Here is a 19907-nt window from a genome sequence, read left to right as displayed (position 1 = left end):
TTCTTGCCGGTAATAATAGATCTGCTCGCTTACGTCGACGATCCCTAACACGCGGTTTGCCGCATACCCCAGCTTGATCCACTTGTCGGCTACTTCAATTTTGTCCGATAAGCTGGGTTCTGCTTTTTTATCAGATCACGCAGAATGGCGATCTCAAGATCCTTCTCCCCGAGCAATTCCTTTAGCTGCTTATTTTCCCCTTCAAGACTTCGAAACTCATGGGGCGAAGGGGTATGCACCTTGACCGCCTTCAAAGCAGGATCGGTGTTTTTCCAATCAGCGTGTTCCGCCTGCTTGATCCATCGATACAACATTTTAGGATCCACACCATGCCGGCGGGCTACCTGAGATGCATTTCCAATCTCACTCGCTTCTTGGATAAGCTGTTGTTTAAACTCGATTGTGAACCTTCTTCGTTGCATAAAAATCCCTCCATCGGCTCTGCTTCTAGTTTACTACGTTAAGTAGACTAGACTCAAATCCAATTTTGGGGCTTAAGAGGTAAAACCCATAACGAAGGAAGGAGGCTAATCCCTCCAGATTGTGCTCAAATCGAAAGGTCTTTCCGTAAGGCGTTCCTCGATCTGAAAAAGCTTGTGCATGACTTTCTCCTTTTGATACGTCCAATCCAATAACAGGGTTCATTCCACCACTCCTTAACTTATTTTCACCGGCAACCCTAACAATCTTGTCGTCCACAGTATCGCTTGTTATTCGGGATCTTTGTCCCAACCAGCCTAATCATGGTTTAACAAGTAGGGGGATGAACGGAATAGCTCTCGGGATCCAAGTCCCACGGGTACGAACGTTCGATCACCGGCTACCGCTATCTTACGACCACATAAAAATGAGGTCGACCAGTAAGTTCTGGTGACCTCATAATACGAAGGGGTACGATAGTTCTTCAACAAAGAAGGACCATTATGGTCCTCAGGCTGTCGAGAAACCCCCTATTTTTTATGCGGACTTAAATTCCTCGAAGTTTTTTCGTCTAAATGTGGTCCTCAGATCGTTTTAAATCGATTTTTCTTCAATGAGACGAGAACCACCAAATAAAAATAAAAGTGCCGAAAAGTCCGTTGGGCTTTCTCGACACTCTGAAGGACCATTATGGTTCTTTCTTATTTCTCATTCCTCCTCGAATCAGCATCACCTAACCTGACTTTATTTGCTAACTCTGGTCAAAGGGCGGAGGACAACGACAACCTGATAATCTACATTCATCTTCATATGCTCCCAGTAAACTTCCCATCGTTCACTGCTCATCGGCTTTTTGAATGGGGTGATTGTGTGCGTACCTACCTGTAAGGGATCTACTTTCCACCGCTGCATTTTGTTGAGCAGATTCAAGGTGCTAGTATTTAAATAGGATTCAATCTCAACTTCCAGCGCACTTAATCCATCTTGTTCAAATAAATTGTTCTCCTTTTGATACTCTTCAAGCTTGGCCTCAAGCCTGACTTGCAAGGAGAGAGCCGAATAATCACGGCTAATTTTCATACTGGTCTCAGCCCGGATATTTCCTAGACTCAAGGAAAGCTTAGGTATTGGTAACTGCTTGAGGTAATGATCGTTATCGATGAGCTGGAAAATTTCATCCTCCTCATTATGGATTGTTCCCATGAGGGTATCACCATGAAACAATGCCGTCCCGTCATAGGTGAAACTGGAAGGAACTGCCTTGAAGACCGGAAGAACCGGATACGGCGAGGGGGAATAATAACGTTTCAGATAATCATGCAGATTGACAATGGTCATCTCTCCTTGATGCTGAATCTCATAGTGCTTGAACATGCGATAAAGAAAATAGTCCAAATTATCCTGTTCGGGCAATTGATTATTCAAGTATTCTTCGAATTTCCCCCGTACGATGACAGGAAAGATTCGTGGGGAAACATCAGGATTCATGAGGGAGGTCCGCAGCGGTTTGGTTCCGTTGTGTTTTACATAATTCTCGTTCAGGAACAGCATACGAAGCTGTCCAAGCTTTAATTCGCGGTAATAGTTCAAATTGAAGTTCTTTTCACCTTGCTTTAACATATCCACCTGCATGGTTAGCATTCTTTTCTTCATATTAAGCAAAGGCGGTACCAGTGTGCTGATTTTGAGCTTCTTTCCGCTTGCTCCATCAATGGACCAGAAAATAATCGGAGCGATTTCTTCAACCGTATTATTGTCCACAAAGGGTGAGCAGCCGCTAATCAAAATGCAGCCGACAAGCAAGATCCATATGAATGTCCGATTGGTTGTTCTCATGAGGGTACGCGTCCTTTTTTTAATTTTATGGCAATGAGGAGCAAAGAAGGAACAAGCAAATAACTGAGGGCGCTGGAACAAATTTCGAAGACTATCATGATATTCAATGAGGATTCCGTACGCCAAAGCCATTTGTATGCCGCAATCATACATGCATACAAGGCCAAGGAGCACAAGATGAACCCCATACGACTGGTTGGCTTGAGATGGATTCCCATAGATATCCTTCCAGCTCCATAGATCATTAACAGGAACAGCGAGATGAAAAACAAAAAGTTAAGCATGTGAATGGTAATAAAAAACATATCTATTCGTTCAAGCACAGGATATTGAAGATAACGAAGCATGCTCAGGATCGGATAACTAATTTTATTAATATAGGCTGACCCGAAATAAAATAATGAACTGATAAACAGGATTAAATATTCAACAATGGAGAGGGTATTCGCCAAAGTGAACGATTTGAGCATCCTGGATTGCGGCTTCAGCCATGGGGAAAGGCATACCAGATACTCCGGACCGGAAAAGGCTGACCAAATAAACAATAGGCTTTTCCATGGCGAATCTATACCGTCTACGGGAAACAAGGGGTATATGTCATAAAGATGAGCAACAGGCGGTAATAGGAAAGGAATATAAACGATAATGAGCCAGACTGAGCATAAAAAAACGACAACAATAAACCGGATGGTTTTCTCCAGACCATAGGAGGCAATATAGAAGCCAACCAATAATAGAGACAAAGTCAACCAAATTGAACTCATGGAGGGGAAAATAAATGTATCCAAAATCTCAACATAACCGAGGGTAATAACAGATAGCTTCATGATAAGCAGGAAAAGGCCAATTACAGCAAATAGCCGAAGCCAGCCTTGTCCAAAAAGATGGACCAGCCCTTTATACCCCAAACCGGAATGCTCGGAAGAAAACCATTTCGACAGCAGGAATAAATTAAACTGCGAAATAAGGCCAACCCCAATAATCCCCCATATCATATAAGGGTGAATCAAATAAGTAGGCAGGATTAAAGGATAATAAAGAATCTGAATGCGGTTGATCAGCAGAAAGGCATAGACGCCGCTGTAGGTATATTTTTTCTCGAAAAATGCAACAGGATTCATGAAAGTCACCTCTTTCGGCTGGTTCGCCATTTCTGTAAAGGGAGCAGCGATGCTGGCCGGTCCTTCATCCAACTCAGCGGTGCCCGAATAAACAAGTCCAGCCACTCTCTTCCGTAAAAAGGGGATACAGGAGAAAAAAAAGGCTGTTTCAAGGAGGAAAGTCCATTCAAATGTGCCAGAAGGCAGGTCAATCCGAGTATCAGGCCGTATATTCCCATTGAAGAAGCCATCACAAGAAAAAGAAACTGAATCAATGTGCTGGACTTGGTCATGAGATAGTTAGGCACCAAGTAAGAGGCGATAGCTGAAATACCGACCAGAACGATGAGGACTTTACTGACTAAACCTGCCGCAACTGTAGCTTGCCCAATCACGATACCGCCAATAACCCCCAGGATTTGCCCGGATTTGGACGGCATTCGCATGCTGGCTTCCTTAATGATTTCCAGGGTGATTAGCATAATAAACGCTTCCCAGAAAGGAGTAAATGGCAATCTGCTGCGGGATTCCATCATTACATACAGAATTTGCAGCGGAAACATTTCATAGTGATGGGTGGACAACGCCACATAAAAAGGAATTAAGAATATCGACAGGAAGAAACTGAGATATCGGATAACACGAAAAAAACTGGCAACGTTCCAGCGAAGAAAATAATCCTCCGGCGATTGAAAAAGGTGGAAGAAGGTGATCGGAGCTATCAAGACATAGGGTGTATTGCCTACCAGGATGACAAGCTTGCCGAGCCCCAGGGAATAAACACACTGATCCGGGCGGTCAGTTTCCAGGAATTGAGGAAATACGGTATATTTATGGTCCTCTATAAAAGCGGCAATCTGCGATGAATCAAGAAACATGTCATAATCGATCGCATTAATTTTTTCTCTTGCTATGGAGATAAACTCGGGATTGGTCAACCCTTTGATATACATAAGAACGACTTCCGTTTTTGACAACGACCCGACGATAAATTTCTCTGTTTTGAGTGCGGCAAGAGGTAGACGCCTTCGGATCATTGTGATATTGTGTTCCAATTGCTCGTCAAAGCTATCCTTGGCTCCATAGATAATCGTTTCCGTGACAGATTGTTCGATAGCGCGGCTAAGCGGGTTCTCCAACTGCACTGCCAGCCACTGATGCTGGAGCATATTGACAATAAGAACATATCCGGTAACAAGCTTGTCCTCTGCCTCCTGCAAGGAGGTAATCGAAATCACTTTAGAGACAGCCGGACCTTCTATTAGCGTCTCATGCGGATGGATAGTCAAGGGTTCAATGACAGCTTCGTTTAATCGTTCAGAATCGATTAGCGTCTTAATATAAACCAGGGTTGTCTTGTGGCGCTCGTTGAACTCATGCAGGTCGAATTGGGCATCGCTCATGCCTTCAAGAAGTGCTTTGAGATTGTCCATGGTTAGCATGGAGCTGGCATCAACCAAGGAAATACACCGCCTTAACCATAATAATTGCCATAATTTAATATGCTCAGGCCGCGATTATTTTATCCTCCGCTGGTCCGTTTACGATTGAATGAGCGAATCGCGCAGATGCTAGAGATATGGATTTCATTTGAGAGTAAGCATAACCCGAGGATTGGGAAAATGCGTGGGCCCATTATTAATGAGTCGCACCAGGCGATCAAAAATGCCGTATATCTTTTGAGAGGAAATGCGATTAAGCCGAATGTGGATCTGGAGCGTATGATCTTCTTATTGGAACAATGGCCAGCTTGGAACGGAATGAACGATGAGCTTGCGTGGAGATCCTAAGAATCTCTACATATCGAACAAGTGAGAAAGGCCTTTTATGACGCGGTGGTTATATTACAGCCGATAGTGTGGAAACAATTGATTCACCAAGCTTATATTGAGGGCAATCAGGTTAGAGTGACATTCAATACCCTGATAAAAGGGAAGGTGAAAACAACCGGATTTATCAACAGCATAACGAAGGATTATTTTGAAGTGAAATATAATCAGTTAACGTATAGTGATATCATTGATTTCCGAATGGGCGACTTCGATCAGTGCCGCTCGGAGATATTTGTTGCCTTTGCGAGTTTTCGAGGATTTACGTTTTCCGGCACTTTCATTTTGCCCTGGAACGAGGCCAGCCCACGAACAGAGATGAGCGGCAGATGGGAAGCGTGAAGCGACGTCAGTCCCAACTTCGGCTAAGATTTGTTCGGCGGTACGCCGGCCGATCCCTGGAATCGTATCCAGCCGTTCAATGTCTTGCTGAAAAGGGTCGAGCCGTTTGGCTACCTCCGTATCCAGTTCGAGAATCTGCTCATTCAAAAAATCGACGTGAGTGAGCATGGTTTTCAGCATGATCCGCTGGTGGGCACTCCTGTTGCCGCGTAAGGCTAATTCCAGCTCTTCTTTCTTTTTCTTTCGTGTCCGCCGTGCAAAGGCTGCCAGCTTTTCTGGATCTTCTTCGCCCTCGATCATGGCACCCATCATATCGCGGCTGCTCACGCCCATAATGTCGGAGACAACAGCAGCGAGCTTAATGTTGGCGCCTTCAAGGACCTTCTGAACCCGGTTATGTTCACGAGAGCGTTCCTGAATCAGGCTGCGACGGTAACGGACTAATTCGCGGAGTTCGCGTTGGTTACGGTCCGGAATGTAGCTGGGTTTGAGCAGTCCATGACGCAGAAGGTTACAGATCCACTCGGCATCTTTCACGTCCGTCTTCCTGCCGGGGACTGCCTTGATGTGTTGGGCGTTAACGACGAGAAACGGAATCTCCTCGGCTTCAAGCAGGTTGACGACGGGTTTCCAGAAAACGCCGGTACTCTCCATGGCCACGTGTGTACAGCGATACTGCTTGATCCAGTCGATCAAGTCCAGCAGGAACACCGTATGCGTACGAAAGGTCTTAATCTCCTTTCCTTCTGGCGTCAAAACACAAGCAGTGATGGACTTCTTGTGAACATCCAAACCACAAGCGCGTTCGATCAGGACATCCATAACATTCACCTTTCTACGGCAATGAAAGTTGAGGACTGGTGCAACAACCAGAAAAGGATTACTCTACCCCGCGTGCTTCCCAAAAGGAGCGACATACCGTGGTGCACCGTGATCGTCGTAGTCAGACTAACGGATGGGTTCGTGACACCATAGCGTAACGACCTTCCTCACCAGCCGTAAATATAGTATAAAACGCCGCACCAAAATTTTCATTACTCTGCGGTGCCCCGAGAGGGGCATGGGAGGCTAACGAAGCACGATAGATAGCTTTACGAAGGAGCTGCCACGGCAGCTCAAAAAACCTTCCCAAACGCGTTATTTCAAAAAGGGAGCAGTCGATAAGAACTCATGACATATATTACCTGCTATGATAGAGAGAAACTTACAGTCATCAATTCAAGATCGAAAATCACTACTTAAGGAGAAGGGAGAAATAGCGTTGACAAATATCAATGAACCAAAACCTGAAAACGACCTTCCGACCGGGATAGGCAAACCAGCACAACGAGCACTCGCCGGAGCTGGATACTTTCGGCTTGAAAAGTTCACGATGATCAGCGAAGCCGAGGTTCTGAAGTTGCATGGTATGGGACCAAAAGCGTTAGATATTATCCGTCAAGAACTCGCCGCTAAGGGACTTTCGTTCGCTGACAGATCTTAAGCTACGAGAATTATGCACATTCATTTTTCCGTTAAGGGTACGATAGTGGAGGAGCTTGCTTTTTGGCAGATAGAAGGATGATCAGCAGCTGGTTACATCGATCAGCTGCTTTTTCATTGAAGTAACGGTTAGTTAAAGATCATTTGCGGGGAACCCGGCTGTCCTTTATTGGGAATATGCAAGGTAATGTACCCGAAATAGAATATGTCTTTTGCTACAATTTCGGGTTATCCATATCTCTCCGGTTGACAATATTCTTTTATATGTGTAAATTTTAAATATCGTTTACAGGTGTAAACGATAAGTTTGGGATTGAAAAGAGGTTAAGACTATGAATAATCCCCCTCACATTACCGATGCCGAACTTGAAGTCATGAAGCTTCTTTGGCAGAAAGAGCCTTTATCCGCTAATGAGATCATACTCAAGCTGACGGAACAGATGCAATGGTCGGATCAGACAATCAAAACCTTTCTGAACCGCTTACACAAGAAGAATGCGATCCGTTTCGAAAAGTCCGGCAGGAATTATCTCTATTATCCGTTGGTTTCATATGAAGATTACTTAAAAACCGAGAACCGATCCTTTCTGGACAGAGTTTATAACGGTGCCGTAGGCATGCTTTTTGCGAAATTTCTTGAGGAAGAGACTCTTTCGGAGAAAGATATCGAAGAGCTCCAACAGCTGCTGGAAGAGAAGAAAAAATCATGATCGTCATGAAAACGATATTCTCCGTTATCTTGCACGCATCGTTGGCATCGTCGGTAATCGTCTTGCTGCTGCTCGGCATTCGGAAGCTGTTCCTTGTGCGGCTGAAACCCAGATTCATTTACGTCTTATGGTTCCTTGTATTAATTAAGCTTCTTATTCCTGTCGGTCCGTCGAGTTCCATCAGTTTGTTTAATCTGGTGCCGCAAGCGACAGCCGACAAATGGACAACCGTTCAAAGCCATCCGGCCGATCATTCCGAATCCGTAAATCAGAGCGGGGATAACGGGTCTTCCTCTCCTGCTATTTTGGCACCCGGTAACGAAACGAAGGCAACTTTGCCGCAACGAACAGAAGAAAACCTGCCTTCCAATTTATCGACAAAGCAGCCTGAAGAACCTGTTTCAGCAGGAGCAACTTCTCTTCCTCCTACCGTTGAGAAAAAACAGTTGTGGTCCAATATACTTAAAATCGGTTTATGGATATGGCTTGGAGGTTTGGCCGTACTCGGGATGTATTATTTGATTGTGACGCTCAGATTCAGAAAACAACTCAAGCACTCCCGTCCGATCGACGACGAAGAGGTACTTTCCGTTCTTAAAGCGTGCAGTAAACAACTCGGAATCAAACAAATCATTCCGGTGTATGAGATAAGCGGTTTTTACAGCCCTTGCATCTACGGAGTGAGAAAGCCGAGAATTTATTTGCCGGAGGATTTTGCTGTAATCGCCGATTCCCGGCAGCTGGCGCATGTTCTTTTACACGAACTAGCCCATTATAAACGCAAGGATTTAGGGTTCAATTCCTTGTGGACGTTAGCGGTATGGCTGCATTGGTTTAATCCTTTCGTGTGGCTGGCCCGGCGCAAAATGGCCTCCGATCGGGAAATGGCCTGCGATGCGGCTGTGCTTGAGCTGCTGGGCGAGCGGGGATCTTCTTCCTACGGCATGACACTTCTTATGCTGTCGCGTTTATTTTCCCGAAGCTCTTCGCCGCGGGTTCATCTTTCCTATTATTTCAACAACAAGAATGAAACGAAACGGAGAGTTACCATGATCACAAAGTTCAAACAAGGTTCATACAAGCTGTCTGCCATGGCTGTTGTGTTGATCCTCCTCTTGGGCGCAGTTTTGCTCACCAATGCTAAAGTCGAATCAAACGCCTCCTCCCGGGCGGAGAGTCCGGAGGAAGAGAATCCGGTTGCCCAATTTGAGGTCGACAGACTGATTCCCTCGTACAAATGGTTTAATAACCTGAACCGGGCAATCAATTTTTCAAAGTTTGAATTTAAAGTACCTGATTATATGCCTGAACGGTATCAATTGGAAAATATAAATTTGGGCGAGAGTTTCGCGAAAGCGCATAAAGCGGACTTGATTAATTCAGTTTCCATCACTTTCGTATCCAACTTTGGCCAGAAAGACGAACACTATTTCGAGATGGTTGCTGCCAAAGGAAACGGCACGCTGCTGGAGCATAATTTTTTGTGGGGTGCCCCGTATCCCCAAGCGCTGGACCGCGCGCCTTCCGACAAGCAAGAAGACATGACAATCGGCAATATCAATGGTGTTATGTACACGACTACCAAGATCTGGTCCAAGCAAAAACCTGAAACGGCCAAAAGCTTTGTATGGCAGGATAACGGTGTCATGTATACGATTAATTTCTATAGCAATGATCTTTCCCAGGATGAACTGGCGAAAGTCGTGCAATCCTTTGTTTCGCCAGGCCAAGTTCAACATGTCGACTATAAAGGTGAGGGCAATTCATTCGCTTTATATGACGAGACAGACCTGCAAGAAGCGAAGCGTATTCTTGGCTTTCCAGTGAAGATTCCGGTTGATGTCTCAGACTATGGTCTTAAACTTTCCGATTCATCTCTGATGCGGGCTGACGATCAGAACACCAAGTTCTATTTTAGACCGGACACGGATGTTTTGTGGAATTCATATCGAGTTCCTTTCAATTCTCCCATGTATGAACTAAATGACAGTATTGAGTTTTATCAAAGCAAGGCACCTGTTGTGGACGTGAAAAGGCTGTCGTTCCTGCGCAAGTTGGAGATGAACGGGATCGGAATTACCGCCTATGCGGATAACGATAATATCTATACAGAGCCTGTCCATTCCGATAGCAATCAATTGAAGTTCAAAACTCAAACGTTTTACGTGTGGCAGCAAAACGGTGTTTATTATACGGCTCATTTCTATGGGGTGGACAAACATCAGGAAGAAAACCTTAACGCCTTAGTACTCGCTCCCGTTGAATGACCAGGAAAATAACAAAATGCTTGCTTGTTGGTCCTGATATATCCCTTCGTCATTCCTTGGCGTTTCGTGTTTGCAAACTATGTGAAGAAGCGCGGAGATCGGTTGGTTTGAGTCGTTCAGATCATCGTTCGATGTGAAAGCAAGGCTCCCGAGAGGGAGCCTCCCAAATTCCCCTTTTAGAAGATACGGTGAACCGAATCATAAAAAAATCAAAGATCATTGCGCTAACGGATTACGTTAGTGAGGAGCTTGCCACGCGGCAGCTCCTTTTTTGTTTGGCGTGCCCAGAAGCACGCATTATCTAGTTGGTGAAAGTCCAACCAAGGGAGGGACCAAGCCACCCTTGTAGCTAGGATGCTTGCGCATGGCGAAATCTGTGCGTAAAAGCGCATCGACAAAGTACTTGTCGGAGACAAGGCGAGCAACATACCAGGCCGTAACATGAAGTGAATCCTGCCGCATCGTCAAAAAGGCCTCGCGAGAGGAAAAAGGGGAAGCCGAGTCTTGCAAACGTAGACGAAGGCCAAGGAAGCTGTGCAGAACTTGGAACAACAGCGAAGGATCTCCCGGTGTAATGGGATCGGCATGGTAGGAAAGATAATGCAGTGAACTGGGGAGACCCTCCCCTGCACGAAAGTTTTTTTTTCGTAGCGAGAGACTCTATAAGTCAAAAAGACGAAGTGAGCCATCTGCAGGAAGGGAGTCCGAGGGGTGCATAGTACCGAAGAATGCAGGACAACACAACCTGCGGGAGGGAAGGCGCCCTGCTTTGTTCAAGCTTTTCAAGGAGGTACGAGTGAGTGATTGCCAAATGGCTAACGACACCTAGGGAAAAAGTTCAACAACTCCAAGAGAAGCTAGGTCATGCTGCCAAGATCAGCAAGCGTAGAAAATTTCATGCACTGTACGACAAGGTTCATCGACTGGATGTCCTTCAGGAAGCGTGGCGAAGAGTGAGGGCAAATAAGGGTGCGGCAGGCGTAGACGGTGAGACCATGGCTGATATTGCAAAGATAGGTGAAGATCAATTCGTCGCACAATGCCAAGAACAACTGTTGAAGAATAGCTACCGTCCCCAGCCCGTTCGTCGCCACTACATTCCGAAGAAAGATGGACGAAAACGTCCGCTGGGCATTCCGACGGTGAGAGACCGCGTCGTACAAATGGCAACGAAACGGATTGTCGAACCGATCTTTGAAGCCGATTTTCAGGAATGCTCGTATGGCTTTCGACCAAAGCGCGGCGCAAAACAAGCGCTCGAGCGAATCCGCAAAGCATGCAACCGTAAAGGCAATTGGGTGGTCGACGTGGACATCCAAGGCTACTTCGACAACATGAACCAAGAGAAACGGATGAAGCTGGTGGAAATGAGAATCAGCGACAGACGTATACTCAAGCTGATCCGGCAATGGCTCGGAGCAGGCGTGATGGAGGAAGGGCAAGTAAGACGGACCGACCTTGGCACGCCGCAAGGCGGCGTGATATCGCCGTTACTTGCGAACATCTACCTGAACTACTTCGATCTATTGTGGGAGAAACATGGCAAAGGGGTCGGAGAATTGACGCGGTATGCAGACGATTTCGTCGTGGTATGCAAGACAAGGAAGGACGCGCAACATGCGTGTAAGCTTATACAAACGATTATGGCGCGATTGGAACTGACCTTGCATCCGGAGAAAACGCGGATTGTGGGGCTATGGACGGGAGAAGAAGGCTTTGACTTCCTCGGCATGCACCACCGGAAGACAAAAGCGGAAACGGGACAGAAACGTGTGTATTACACGACCCAACAATGGCTCTGCGTAAAAGCAGAGAAGCATGTACGGGAAGTCGTAAAAGAACGACTCGCTCCGCCTAAGATGCGGCACGTTTCGTTCGAAGAACACGTGAGATGGCTCAACCTGAGAATACAAGGCTGGAAGAACTATTATGCGACGCCGTACAGCACGAAGTGGATGACGAAGCTAGATTGGTACATTCGGCAACGGCTAACGAAGTGGTACGCTAAGAAGCGCCAGCGTAGCAACTGGCGCAGTTCCGGACAAGAAGTGAAGTTGCTTAGCCACATGCATAGATTAAAGGCGCTTGCGTAAATCGCATGCACATGAATGACGAACATCGGAAAGCCGTATGAGGGAAAACCTCACGTACGGTTTGATGAGGAGGGGCTGAAATTATTCAGTCCCTTACTCTAGTTGAAGTAACTGGCAGATTAACGCAACAACTTCTCCTCCCATTCGTCTAATATTGTGCTTGAATGGTCTCCAACTATTTGCTGAGAAAGGAAACACGAGAGGGCATGGGTGGCTAACGGGCAGATTAATGAAAATGTAAAATCCGTATCAGCAAATGCTATTGACAAATAAACTACTGCGTGTTACTTTATAGCAGTAGTAAGTACCACTTCATACCAGTGATGCAGAATAGCAAGGGGTGATTGTGCTGGAAAATCTAACGGAAATGCTCAAAGGGGCGCTTGAGGGCTGTGTCCTTGAAATTATAAGCCGCAAAGAAACTTACGGCTACGAAATTACGCGGCGGCTGAACGCCCTCGGCTTTACAGATGTTGTGGAGGGAACGGTGTACACCATCCTGATCCGGCTTGAAAAAAACAAGCTGGTGGAGATCACCAAGAAGCCCTCCGACATGGGTCCGCCGCGAAAGTTCTTCGCGATCAACGACGCTGGGCGCGAGGAGCTGCGGAGGTTCTGGGAAAAATGGGAGTTCGTATCATCAAAAATTAACGAGTTAAAGGAGAAAAAATCATGAATTTTTGGGAAAAGATCACTGGCAGCGACATGACTAAAGAATTGAAATCTTTTGAATCGCGAGTCAAAAAGCTGCCGGCTGATTATCAAGCGGCATGGGGAGAAGTTTGGGCCAACATTTGGCACTACTCCGATTTCTCCGGTCGCAACCTCATGCCAATTCTTGACGGTGTGCTTGGTCTGTTCGAAGAAACGGCGGCGGACGGTCAGAGTGTCCAAGAGGTTTTGGGTGACGATATCAAAGGCTTCTGTTCAGCGCTGGCCGGCGAAGAAGGGGCAAAGTCTTTTCGCGACAAGTGGCGCGAGCAACTCAACAATAATATCGCTAAAAAATTAGGTAAATAGGAGGGTAAAATGATGAGAATACAAGATATCATCGAAGGCAAAAAAGAGTGGCGAGCGCACATGGCGCGTGTCAAGGCGCTCCCGCAAGATTATCAAATTGTTTATAAAGAGATTCAGAAATATCTTTTTAAGGTCGGCCCTGTTGAGCTAACCGACGGGACTGGTTTGCTCTCGGGGATTATCGATCTTTTTGAAGAGGGCGCGGCCTTGGGGAAAGGCGTGCTCGAAGTGACGGGCAGTGACGTAGCGGCTTTCTGCGACGATCTAATCAAAGATTCAAAAACTTACGCTGACATCTATCAAGCATCTGTTGACCAAGAAGGTAACAAGACCATGAAAAAGGTTACGGATAAAAAAAAGTAAAAGGGGGATATAGGGATGGAAAAAGCAATTGAAGTGAAAGGTCTGCGAAAGTCTTTCAAGGACACAGAAGTGCTAAAGGGCGTGGATTTTGAAGTGAAGCGAGGTGAGATTTTCGCCTTGCTTGGCTCCAACGGCGCGGGCAAGACGACGATTGTCAGAATCCTCACCACGCTGCTCAAACAGGACGGAGGCACCGCCACCGTAAACGGATTTGACGTCGCGTCAAAACCCGACCATGTGCGGCATGCGATCAGTCTGACCGGGCAATTTGCCGCCGTGGACGAGATATTGACCGGGCGGGAGAATCTTATTTTGATCGCCAAACTGCGGCACCTTAAAAATCCGCGTCAGGTTGCGGACGATATGCTTAAACGCTTCGGCTTGACAGATGCCGCGGACCGAAAGGCATCTACTTATTCGGGTGGTATGCGCCGCAGGCTCGACATCGCCTTAAGCCTGATCGGAAAACCGCAGATCATTTTCCTCGACGAGCCGACCACCGGGCTTGACCCCGAGGCGCGCATCGAGGTTTGGAAGACTGTCAAAGAGCTTGCCAAGGGTGGCACAACGGTATTCCTGACCACTCAGTATTTGGATGAGGCTGAACAACTTGCCGATCGAATTTCCATTTTGCATGAGGGTAGGATTATTGCCAATGGAACGCTTGAGGAACTGAAAAAGCTGTTCCCGCCCGCAAAAGTGGAGTATGTGGAAAAACAACCTTCATTGGAGGAGATCTTCCTCGCAATCATCGGTAAAAAGGAGGGAAAGTAACCATGAATAAATACTTTTTCAGCGACATGAGCGTGATGCTTGGACGTTCCATGCGTCATATTTTCCGCAGCATGGACACCATCATCACGGTCTGCATCACGCCGATTGCGATGATGCTGCTGTTCGTCTATGTGTTTGGCGGCGCCATTCAAACCGGTACGGATAACTATGTGAACTACCTGTTGCCCGGTATCCTGCTGATTGCGATTGCAAGCGGTATATCCTATACGGCTTACCGCCTGTTTATGGATAAGCAACGGGGCATCATTGAGCGGTTCCACTCCATGCCGATTGCGCGTTCCGCCGTGCTGTGGGGGCACGTGCTGACCTCGCTGGTATCCAACGTCATTTCTCTTGTCGTCATCATTCTCGTAGCGCTCATTATGGGCTTTCGCTCGTCGGCAGGGGTCCTGCCATGGCTCGCCGTAACCGGTATACTCGTGCTGTTTACGCTGGCTTTGACTTGGGTTGCGGCGATTGCCGGATTGTCCGGGAAATCAGTGGAAGGTGCAAGCGCATTTTCCTATCCGCTTATCTTCCTGCCGTTTATCAGCTCGGCCTTTGTGCCGACCGACTCGATGCCGAAAGTCGTTCGTGCTTTTGCCGAAAACCAGCCGGTGACCTCTATCGTAGAAACCATCCGTGCACTATTGTCAAGTCAACCGGTAGGCAATGATATCTGGGTCGCTTTAGCGTGGTGCTTAGGGATAATGATCGTCGCATATCTATTTGCGGTGCGCGCATATAAACAGAATGCAGCTTAATGTTTGTATGCATTATAATGTTTTTAGTTTTCTTGCTTTGACTACAAAAGTTACAGGAAGCATCTTTGCTTTTATTGCAAAATCGCTGTTATCGTCTCGCAATTGCATAATTTCATCATCAGATTGCTCAATCATTTGCTCAATTACAAATCCCGCTTTTGCCAACGCATTCACATAGGTTGATAGTTTACGGTCCGATAATGTTAGCGCACCTTCATCAAGAGATACCGAATACCAAGATTCATCGAAATAACATTTTTTAAAAGCAAGCATATTATTTTCTGCAACAAGTGTATAGGGTGAGACCAACTGAAAATAAATACACCGTCTTTTTTAAGGTAGGAAGCGATCCGGCAAAAAGCACCCTCAAGGTCGGTGGTCCAGTCTATGGCATAAATCGAATAAACAAAGTCAAAATAATCCACTGGTCAAGTTGCCGGCGGCTGCTATTACCTGGATAGTATGGGTTTTGAGATGGCCATGAGTAGCTTTACCCGTCGTCAAAAAATAATATTTTCACATGATGTAGAAATCCATACATCTGACTCGTCATTATTGTGAAGACGTCGTGAAACAACCCACTATGAACGTTGAGAGGAGCAATAACCATGAATTACACATTGTTAATGTATGAAACGACAGAGGATTTCGCCAAACGAACCGATCCGGTTCACAAGGAGGCGTATGCCGCAAGCTGGGCTCATTATGTCACAGCGTTGCTCGATTCCGGCATTGTTGTAAGCGGTGCAGGTCTCCATCCCCCGGAGACCGCGACCACGCTTAGCCTCAGGGGTGGTGAATTGCTGGTTCAGGATGGCCCGATCACCGAAACCAAGGAGCAAATCGGCGGTTTGATGATCATCGACGTGCCAGATTTGGACACCGCATTGGAATGGGCGGCACGTTGTCCCGGCAGCTCGGTTGAAGTTCGCCCCAACTTGCATCCGATTTCGAAATGAGCGCCATGCAAACTCACCAAATAATCGAACAGACGGCCCGTGAATCCTACGGCCGTCTGGTTGCATTTCTGGCTGTTCGTTGGCGCGACCTGGCCGCGGCGGAGGATGCGCTTGCAGACGCCTTTCTGGCCGCGCTGGAAAAATGGCCTGCGACCGGAGTGCCGGACAAACCAGAGGCATGGCTGCTCACCGCTGCGCGGCGTCGGCTGATCGACGGCACCCGGCATGCCCGGGTGCAAACCGGTGCGGAGCAAGCTTTGATCACAATGGCAGAAGACGCACAGCAATGGGCCGGAACCGAGACATCTTTCCCGGATGAACGGATCAAGATGCTGTTTATTTGCGCTCATCCCGGAATCGATCCTGCTGTGCGCACGCCGCTTATGCTCCAGTCCGTGCTTGGTCTTGACGCGGCCCGCATTGCTTCGGCTTTTGTCGTTAAACCTGCTACGATGGGGCAGCGCCTTACCCGGGCTAAAGCTAAGCTGAAGAGCGATGGCATTAGATTCGACTTGCCCGGTAAGGATGAATGGCCGGAGCGCCTTGATGCCGTGCTTGAAGCCGTCTATGCAGCCTATGGAAGCGGCTGGGATGATATAGCCGGCATAGATCCGCGCCGGAAGGGTCTGGCTGAAGAAGCGATTTTCATGGGAAGGCTGATTGTGCGATTCATGCCGGGGGAACCGGAAGCGCTCGGATTGCTGGCTCTTATGCTGCACTGCGAAGCGCGCCGCCATGTGCGGCGCGAGGAGGCAGGCGGCTATGTGCCAATATCCGAACAGGATCATTCACGTTGGTCGATCGGGATGATCGAGGAAGCGGAGCATTGCCTTCGCACTGCCGCTCAAGGGAAGCGCATCGGGCGGTTCCAGCTTGAAGCGGCGATTCAATCCGTACATGCCCAGCGTGCCTGGACTAACCGTACGGAATGGGAAGAGATTGCTCTTCTGTACGAGGGGCTGGTGGGCATCGCTCCAACGATCGGCGCAATTGTCGGCCGCGCGGCAGCTGTTGCCGAAGCGCGCGGCACCGAATCCGGGATGGCGCTGTTGGCTGAAATACCGGCAGAAGCGGTTAAGAGCTATCAGCCTTATTGGGCGCTGCGCGCCCATTTGTTCAAAAAGATGAAGAGATTCGAGGAGGCTCGCGCTGCATACAGCCGGGCCATCGGACTGTGCACGGATCCATCCATTCGAGCGTTTCTGGAGAAGCAATCCGTCGAATGTTAACTGTTTCGTTTGAATGTCAGGCAGACTTCACGCTTGCCGCTTCTTCAATTTGGCAGGATAATAAAGTCATTAGACGAATATTTATATGGAAATTAATACGTCAAAGGGGTCAGGATTATATGAAAAGAGTAGATGTTGCATATGTACTTCTCTACGATGAGATTGGCGAGAATATATTGATGGTAAAAAATAAAGGAGATAAAGCTTCATACTACACACTCCCTGGAGGAGCGGTGGAACAGGGCGAAACATTACAACAGGCTGCTATTCGGGAAGTTAAAGAAGAAACAGGATTAGACGTTGAATTAGATGGTATCTTAACAGTGAGTGAAGCGTTTTTTGAGGAAAATGGACATCACGTTATTTTCTTTACTTTTAGAGGAAGGATAGTGGATGGGGAAATAACAATTTTATTTCCAGAGGAGATTGAGGAAGTTACTTGGCTGAAACCCCAAATAGCAGAAACGCACATGCATATACCTAGTGAATTAAAGGGGGAGATTAAAGAATGGTCAGCCCCCTATATCTTTAGGGGAACTGTTGTTCATAAATCTTAATATTTGTTTCTTTAACGAACGAAGCACAATAGTTCAACGCATCTTGGAGCAGTTTGCCAGCCGCAGCTGCTCCTTTTTCGTTACGCTTACGGGCAGTTATGCGCAACAAATCGCCTTATTCTAAATAAAGTTTATATCTGGAAATCAGGGGCTTTATCGGGATTTTCTTATATTCATCAACTCGTCCACATTGGGAGAACGTTACGGATAAGATAAATAAATGGATATAATCAAGTTGAATTTTCAACTATGACTGGAGTTACCTGCAATAGATACAATCATGAAAATACATAATAAGTTCCTAAGGTTGGGCCTTTTGGCTCCGCCGTGTCAAATGCAGCAAAGAAATGATCAAACGGAGCAAAGGGACAGCTCAGCGGTTGTAGTATAATCGGCATATAGATATCGTTGTGGGGGCCTGCGACATGGCAAACTTTATGTTCGATTTCGTCAACTCGATCCGTTCAAGGCTTTTCTACAAAATGCTCATCATCTACTCCCTGCTTACGCTTGTTCCGCTGATCGTCGTCAGCACCACCTTCTACTACCGTTCCAGCCAATTGATTGGCAAGAAAGCGACGGAGAACGCCCAGCAGGAGCTTGGTGCGGCTGCGACAGCAATTGACGCCCCTCTTCTTGCGATCAAGAAGAGGATGCTGGAGGTGGGCGAACGGAATACGATCCAATCCTACTTGAAGCTGTATCAACAGACCGATGCTAACGCGACGAACGACGATAACCGGTCCAACTTGCTCGAAAGCGTAAAGGATGTACTGCAGGTCGAACTGGTTGAAATGAAGAGAACCATCGGTCCATTCGTGGACAACATGTATTTGATCACGCCGGACGATCTGGTCGTCGGTATCGACGGCAGCCTTATGCTGCAGTACCCTTCCGCCTATCGCCTCTTGCCTTTCGAATTCGAACGAATGCCCGAATGGGCTTTTTTTACTGATGATGGACGGATGGCTTGCGATATGAAAATTTTCGGGGTCGATAAGGAGCTCGATACCGATAAATTGCTTGGGCAGATCGTCGTCACGCTGCTCCCCTCGGGTCTGCAGAACGCCTATGCCGGATTTGCGCCCGGTACGTTCTTCATCACCAGTTCGGACAACATCGTCCTCTCCGCCTCTGATCCGGGCGAAATCGGAAGCGTGCTGGATGTGCGGGGACCGTCAAGGCAGCTGCTTATTCGGCAGAAGTCACAGTATGCCGACTTCCGCTACATTTTTCTGGCAACGCCGGGCACGGACGAGATTGTGGAAAAGCAGGCGCTGTTTTCCGCTTCGCTCACATTCGTGGCGTGGCTGGCCGTCCTGGTAGTGACGTATTTGATACTCAAGCAAGTAACCGATCCGATCCAGCGTCTTACCCGGCTGATGCGCCGGGCGGAGAAGGAGGAATACCAGCTCATACAGGACGTCGTTACGAGGGACGAAATCGCGATGCTCTGTCACGGCTATAATCGGCTCGTGCTGCGGACGAAGGACTTGATCGACAAAAACTACAAGAACGAGCTTCTTGTGAGGGAGGCCGAGCTGAAAGCGATCCGCATGTACATCAATCCGCATTTCCTGTACAACACGCTGGAATACATCAGCATCATGTCGCAGAACCCCGGCAAGGCGAGGTACGTGCCCGATATCGTGCAGAAGCTGTCAAGCATTTTCCGGTTCTCCATCATGCCGGGCGGAAAGTTCGTATCTCTGGAGACGGAATTCGAATTCGCGGAAAAGTACTTGCAGATTCATCGATACCGGTTCGGCGGGCGGATGCAACACACCATCGTTCTGCCGGACATGCTCCGGCAGGCCGTGGTGCCGAAGCTGGTGCTGCAGCCGCTCATCGAGAATGCGGTGATCCATGGCATCGACCGTCTGCCGGATGGCGGCCGCATCGAGATCGAGGCGAAAGAAGAAGATTATATGCTTGTGGTCGAAATCCGAAACCCGGCTCCGCCCGCTGAATCGGATCGCAGCCCGGGTCCCGGTCGACCGGACAAGAAAGGTTTGGGTTCCGGTCTGGAAAATGTGAATATGAGGCTACGCCATCATTTCGGCAATGTATACGGTGCCAAGCTCAGCCGGGACGCGGAAGGAACGGTAACGGTCACGCTGAAAATGCCGATCCAACTTTGGAGCGAGACGGGAGAGGAATAG

17 protein-coding genes and 3 pseudogenes are annotated in these 19907 nt (G+C 47.6%); 13 read left to right on the top strand and 7 right to left on the bottom strand.

What is annotated here, in order from left to right; all coding sequences use genetic code 11:
* Positions 1-89 precede the first annotated feature (89 nt).
* The 6 genes and pseudogenes from ACFOLF_RS00380 to ACFOLF_RS00355 form a co-directional block, all read right to left on the bottom strand.
* Positions 90-422, bottom strand: coding sequence for a transposase (locus tag ACFOLF_RS00380; protein WP_210047186.1), 333 nt, complete (start codon positions 420-422; stop codon positions 90-92).
* Between the two features lie 88 nt (positions 423-510).
* Positions 511-645 (bottom strand): annotated as a pseudogene (locus tag ACFOLF_RS00375) (IS110 family transposase); the annotation flags it as partial.
* Positions 646-1164: 519 nt separating this feature from the next.
* Positions 1165-2256, bottom strand: coding sequence for a Ger(x)C family spore germination protein (locus ACFOLF_RS00370; RefSeq protein WP_210047185.1), 1092 nt, complete (start codon positions 2254-2256; stop codon positions 1165-1167).
* Positions 2253-3482 carry a GerAB/ArcD/ProY family transporter gene (locus tag ACFOLF_RS00365; RefSeq protein WP_210047184.1) on the bottom strand — a complete coding sequence of 410 codons (1230 nt, stop codon included), beginning with the start codon at positions 3480-3482 and terminating at the stop codon, positions 2253-2255. Before ACFOLF_RS00365 ends, ACFOLF_RS00370 begins: the two co-directional genes overlap by 4 nt.
* Positions 3383-4798 carry a spore germination protein gene (locus ACFOLF_RS00360; RefSeq protein ID WP_210047191.1) on the bottom strand — a complete coding sequence of 472 codons (1416 nt, stop codon included), beginning with the start codon at positions 4796-4798 and terminating at the stop codon, positions 3383-3385. Before ACFOLF_RS00360 ends, ACFOLF_RS00365 begins: the two co-directional genes overlap by 100 nt.
* Before the next feature lie 585 nt (positions 4799-5383).
* A pseudogene (locus ACFOLF_RS00355) lies at positions 5384-6349 on the bottom strand (IS110 family transposase); the annotation flags it as partial.
* Between the two features lie 439 nt (positions 6350-6788).
* On the opposite strand from ACFOLF_RS00355, the gene ACFOLF_RS00350 reads away from it, so the two are divergent.
* The 9 genes from ACFOLF_RS00350 to ACFOLF_RS00310 all read left to right on the top strand — a co-directional run bounded on the left by ACFOLF_RS00350 (position 6789) and on the right by ACFOLF_RS00310 (position 15000).
* Positions 6789-7010, top strand: coding sequence for a DNA-binding protein (locus ACFOLF_RS00350; RefSeq protein ID WP_210047183.1), 222 nt, complete (start codon positions 6789-6791; stop codon positions 7008-7010).
* A gap of 331 nt (positions 7011-7341) precedes the next feature.
* Positions 7342-7719: a BlaI/MecI/CopY family transcriptional regulator gene (locus tag ACFOLF_RS00345; RefSeq protein ID WP_210047182.1), complete on the top strand. Its 378-nt coding sequence runs from the start codon at positions 7342-7344 to the stop codon at positions 7717-7719.
* A complete protein-coding gene (locus tag ACFOLF_RS00340; protein ID WP_210047181.1) occupies positions 7716-9986 on the top strand; it encodes a M56 family metallopeptidase in 2271 nt (756 codons plus the stop codon). The genes ACFOLF_RS00345 and ACFOLF_RS00340 overlap by 4 nt, the downstream gene beginning before the upstream one ends.
* 800 nt (positions 9987-10786) lie before the next feature.
* The gene (gene ltrA, locus ACFOLF_RS00335) at positions 10787-12079 is read left to right on the top strand and encodes a group II intron reverse transcriptase/maturase (RefSeq protein WP_379219374.1); all 1293 of its coding nucleotides are present in this window, start codon (positions 10787-10789) and stop codon (positions 12077-12079) included.
* Positions 12080-12446: 367 nt separating this feature from the next.
* Complete coding sequence (locus tag ACFOLF_RS00330) at positions 12447-12755, top strand: PadR family transcriptional regulator (protein ID WP_379114507.1); 309 nt, start codon at positions 12447-12449, stop codon at positions 12753-12755.
* A complete protein-coding gene (locus tag ACFOLF_RS00325; protein WP_210047136.1) occupies positions 12752-13099 on the top strand; it encodes a DUF1048 domain-containing protein in 348 nt (115 codons plus the stop codon). The genes ACFOLF_RS00330 and ACFOLF_RS00325 overlap by 4 nt, the downstream gene beginning before the upstream one ends.
* Positions 13100-13111: 12 nt before the next feature.
* Entirely contained in the window at positions 13112-13462 is a 351-nt protein-coding gene (locus ACFOLF_RS00320; RefSeq protein ID WP_210047155.1) for a DUF1048 domain-containing protein, read from the top strand.
* 15 nt (positions 13463-13477) lie between these two features.
* A complete protein-coding gene (locus tag ACFOLF_RS00315; RefSeq protein ID WP_210047137.1) occupies positions 13478-14236 on the top strand; it encodes an ABC transporter ATP-binding protein in 759 nt (252 codons plus the stop codon).
* Between the two features lie 2 nt (positions 14237-14238).
* Positions 14239-15000 (top strand): ABC transporter permease, encoded by a 762-nt coding sequence (locus ACFOLF_RS00310; protein ID WP_210047138.1) that lies wholly within the window; start codon positions 14239-14241, stop codon positions 14998-15000.
* Between the two features lie 12 nt (positions 15001-15012).
* On the opposite strand, the pseudogene ACFOLF_RS00305 reads toward ACFOLF_RS00310, so the two are convergent.
* A pseudogene (locus ACFOLF_RS00305) lies at positions 15013-15428 on the bottom strand (methyltransferase domain-containing protein); the annotation flags it as partial.
* Between the two features lie 180 nt (positions 15429-15608).
* On the opposite strand from ACFOLF_RS00305, the gene ACFOLF_RS00300 reads away from it, so the two are divergent.
* The 4 genes from ACFOLF_RS00300 to ACFOLF_RS00285 all read left to right on the top strand — a co-directional run bounded on the left by ACFOLF_RS00300 (position 15609) and on the right by ACFOLF_RS00285 (position 19907).
* Positions 15609-15959, top strand: coding sequence for a YciI family protein (locus ACFOLF_RS00300; RefSeq protein ID WP_210047139.1), 351 nt, complete (start codon positions 15609-15611; stop codon positions 15957-15959).
* Positions 15956-17188 (top strand): RNA polymerase sigma factor, encoded by a 1233-nt coding sequence (locus ACFOLF_RS00295; RefSeq protein WP_379114505.1) that lies wholly within the window; start codon positions 15956-15958, stop codon positions 17186-17188. Before ACFOLF_RS00300 ends, ACFOLF_RS00295 begins: the two co-directional genes overlap by 4 nt.
* A 119-nt stretch (positions 17189-17307) precedes the next feature.
* Positions 17308-17745 carry an NUDIX hydrolase gene (locus ACFOLF_RS00290; protein WP_210047141.1) on the top strand — a complete coding sequence of 146 codons (438 nt, stop codon included), beginning with the start codon at positions 17308-17310 and terminating at the stop codon, positions 17743-17745.
* A gap of 425 nt (positions 17746-18170) precedes the next feature.
* Positions 18171-19907 carry a histidine kinase gene (locus tag ACFOLF_RS00285; protein WP_210047142.1) on the top strand — a complete coding sequence of 579 codons (1737 nt, stop codon included), beginning with the start codon at positions 18171-18173 and terminating at the stop codon, positions 19905-19907.

The sequence above is a fragment of the Paenibacillus sepulcri genome (assembly GCF_042647105.1).
Taxonomy (GTDB): Bacteria; Bacillota; Bacilli; order Paenibacillales; family Paenibacillaceae; genus Paenibacillus_Z; species Paenibacillus_Z sepulcri.
Note: the sequence above shows the minus strand (reverse complement) of the source record. Positions and strands in the feature narration are given on the sequence as shown.